The organism is Micromonospora sp. ALFpr18c, assembly GCF_008868155.1.
Taxonomy (GTDB): domain Bacteria; phylum Actinomycetota; class Actinomycetes; order Mycobacteriales; family Micromonosporaceae; genus Micromonospora.
In genome coordinates, this window is the sequence record NZ_WBKR01000332.1 from 1 (window position 1) to 3,445 (window position 3,445).

Below are 3,445 nucleotides of genomic sequence, written 5' to 3' on the forward strand. Positions count from 1 at the left end.
AGATGTGTATAAGGGCCAGCCCGCGCCCCGTCCGGGTAGGGGAAGCCAGAAGGGCCCGGCGCACCAGCGCCGGGCCCTTCCTGGTCGTACTCGAAATCAGCTGTCGCCGCCGGTCTCGCCGACCGGGGCGGCGTTGACGTCGTCGATCGCGTACTTCTTGGCGGCCTCGGCCGGCACGGTGGCCGCCACCGCGCCGCTGCGGGCGAGCTGCCGCAGCGTGGCCACCACGATCGACTCGGCGTCGACGTGGAAGTGCCGACGCAGCGCGTGCCGGGTGTCCGACATGCCGAACCCGTCGGTGCCGAGCGACGTGTAGTCGCCCGGTACCCAGCGGGCGATCAGGTCCGGTACGGCGCGCATCCAGTCGCTGACCGCGACCTTCGGCCCGTCCGCGTCCGCCAGCTTCTGCTGGATGTACGGCACCTTCGCCTCGGCGCCCGGGTTGAGCAGGTTGTACTCCTCGGCCTCCACCGCGTCGCGGCGCAGCTCGGTCCAGGAGGTCACCGACCAGACGTCCGCGGCCACACCCCAGTCCTGGGCGAGCAGCTGCTGGGCCCTGAGCGCCCACTGCATGCCGGTGCCCGAGGCGAGCACGTTGGCCTTCGGCCCGTCGACCTGCGGCGCCGGCGAGTAGCGGTAGATGCCCTTGAGCAGGCCCTCCAGATCCACGCCGGCCGGCTCGGCCGGCTGCAGGATCGGCTCGTTGTAGACCGTCAGGTAGTAGAAGACGTTCTCCTGCGCGTCCCCGTACATCCGGTGCAGGCCGGCTTCCATGATGTGCGCGATCTCGAACGAGAACGCCGGGTCGTACGCGACCACCGCCGGGTTGGTGGCGGCGATCAGCAGCGAGTGGCCGTCCTCGTGCTGCAGACCCTCACCGTTGAGCGTGGTACGCCCCGCGGTCGCGCCGAGCAGGAAGCCGCGCGCCATCTGGTCGGCCGCCGCCCACAGCCCGTCGGCGGTCCGCTGGAACCCGAACATCGAGTAGAAGATGTACATCGGGATCATCGGCTCGTCGTGGGTGGCGTACGCCGAGCCCGCGGCGGTGAACGACGCGACCGAACCGGCCTCGTTGATGCCCTCGTGCAGGATCTGCCCGGTCGTCGACTCCTTGTACGACAGGAACAGCTCCCGGTCGACCGAGGTGTAGCGCTGGCCGTGCGGCGAGTAGATCTTCGCGGTCGGGAAGATCGAGTCGAGGCCGAAGGTGCGCGCCTCGTCCGGGATGATCGGCACCCAGCGCTTGCCGAACTCCTTGTCCTTCATGATGTCCTTGAGCAGGCGGACGAAGGCCATCGTGGTGGCCACCTTCTGCTTGCCCGAGCCGCGCTTGACGTCGGCGAACCGCTCCGGACCGGGGATGGTCAGCCGCTTGGTGCTGGTCCGCCGCGACGGCAGGTAGCCGCCGAGCTGCTCGCGCCGCTCCTTGAGGTACTGGACCTCATCGGACTTCTCACCCGGGTTGTAGTACGGCGGCAGGTAGGGGTTGTCCTCCAGCGCCGAGTCCGGGATGTCCAGGTAGAGCCGGTCGCGGAAGGTCTTCAGATCCTCCAGCGTCAGCTTCTTCATCTGGTGGGTCGCGTTGCGGCCCTCGAAGTGCGAGCCGAGCGTCCAGCCCTTGATCGTCTTCGCCAGGATGACCGTCGGCTGACCGGTGTGCTCGGTGGCCGCCTTGTAGGCCGCGTAGAGCTTGCGGTAGTCGTGCCCACCCCGCTTGAGGTTCCAGATCTCGTCGTCGCTGAGCGGCTCGACCATCTTGCGGGTCCGCGCGTCGCGGCCGAAGAAGTGCTCCCGCACGTACGCGCCGGACTCGGCCTTGTAGGTCTGGTAGTCACCGTCGGTCGTGGTGTTCATGAGGTTGACCAGCGCGCCGTCGGTGTCCGCGGCGAGCAACGGGTCCCACTCACGGCCCCAGACGACCTTGATCACGTTCCAGCCGGCACCCCGGAAGAACGCCTCCAGCTCCTGCATGACCTTGCCGTTGCCGCGGACCGGGCCGTCCAGCCGCTGCAGGTTGCAGTTGATCACGAAGGTGAGGTTGTCCAACTCCTCGCGGGCGGCCACACCGATGGCGCCCAGCGTCTCCGGCTCGTCCATCTCGCCGTCGCCGAGGAACGCCCACACGTGCTGCTGCGAGGTGTCCTTGATGCCGCGGTGCTGTAGGTACCGGTTGAACCGGGCCTGGTAGATCGCGTTCAGACCGCCGAGCCCCATCGAGACGGTGGGGAACTCCCAGAAGTCCGGCATCAGCCGTGGGTGCGGGTACGACGGAAGACCGCCGCCCGGGTGGGACAGCTCCTGACGGAACCCGTCGAGCTGGTGCTCGTTGAGCCGCCCCTCCAGGAACGCCCGCGCGTACATGCCGGGGGAGGCGTGGCCCTGGTAGAAGATGTGGTCGCCGCCGCCGGGGTGGTTCTTGCCCCGGAAGAAGTGGTTGAAGCCCACCTCGTAGAGCGACGCGGAGCTGGCGAAGGTGGAGATGTGCCCACCGACGCCGATCTCCGGGCGCTGCGCCCGGTGCACCAGCATGGCGGCGTTCCACCGGACGTACGCCCGGATCCGACGCTCGACATGCTCGTCGCCCGGGAACCACGGCTCGCGTTCCGACGGGATGGTGTTGATGTAGTCGGTCGTGGTCAGGGGCGGAACCCCGACCTGGCGCTCACGGGCCCGCTCCAGCAGGCGCAGCATGACGTAGCGGGCGCGTTTGGCACCCCGCTCGTCGATGACACCGTCAAGCGACTCGACCCATTCGCTGGTCTCTTCAGGGTCGATGTCCGGAAGCTGGCTCGGTAGGCCGTCGCTGATCACCGGGCGCTTGCGTTCCGTAGCCACAGGCGTTCCCTCGGTTGTGTGTGGGATAGGTCTCTGGCGCCATCCTGCCCCCTGGTGGCACCCGCCGTCACGTCTAGGTGCCCCGGACGCGATGCTGAACACAGGTACCCGTCGGTAACTTAGCGCTACGGCCCGTCTTTCCCCACCCTCCCGTCGTCTGTGCCCACTGCGGCAGAATGCGACGTATGCGCAGTGACGTGATCACCGTCCAGACCGGGTCCCGGCCGACCGTCCGGGACATCACCGCGGAGGCCCAGCAGTTCGTCTCGACCGAGGGCGACGGCCTGCTGCACGTCTTCGTGCCGCACGCCACCGCCGGACTGGCGATCATCGAGACCGGGTCGGGCTCCGACGACGACCTGATCACCGCCCTGGACGCGCTGCTGCCCACCGACAACCGCTGGCGGCACCGGCACGGCTCACCCGGCCACGGCCGCGACCACGTGCTGCCCGCGTTCGTCCCCCCGTACGCCACGCTGCCGGTGCTCGGCGGCCGGCTCGCCCTGGGCACCTGGCAGTCGATCTGCCTGGTCGACACGAACGGTGACAACCCGACCCGCCAGGTCCGCTTCTCCTTCCTCCCCGGCTGACCGCTGTCCTGGGGCGACCA

The 3,445-nt window shown here is 68.9% G+C and carries 2 protein-coding genes; one reads left to right on the forward strand and one right to left on the reverse strand.

Going from position 1 to position 3,445, the window contains the following annotated elements; translation table 11 throughout:
- Window positions 1–96: 96 nt before the first annotated feature.
- The gene (aceE, locus tag F8271_RS30580; protein ID WP_151493265.1) at window positions 97–2,835 is read right to left on the reverse strand and encodes a pyruvate dehydrogenase (acetyl-transferring), homodimeric type; all 2,739 of its coding nucleotides are present in this window, start codon (window positions 2,833–2,835) and stop codon (window positions 97–99) included.
- A 185-nt stretch (window positions 2,836–3,020) separates the two neighbouring features.
- Here aceE and F8271_RS30585 point away from each other — a divergent pair, with 185 nt between their 5' ends.
- Complete coding sequence (locus tag F8271_RS30585) at window positions 3,021–3,425, forward strand: YjbQ family protein (protein WP_192580533.1); 405 nt, start codon at window positions 3,021–3,023, stop codon at window positions 3,423–3,425.
- Window positions 3,426–3,445 lie beyond the last annotated feature (20 nt).

Coding starts and splice junctions, on each gene's coding strand:
- F8271_RS30585 (WP_192580533.1), top strand. CDS start 3,021: ATGCGCAGTGACGTGATCACCGTCCAGACCGGGTCCCGGCCGACCGTC.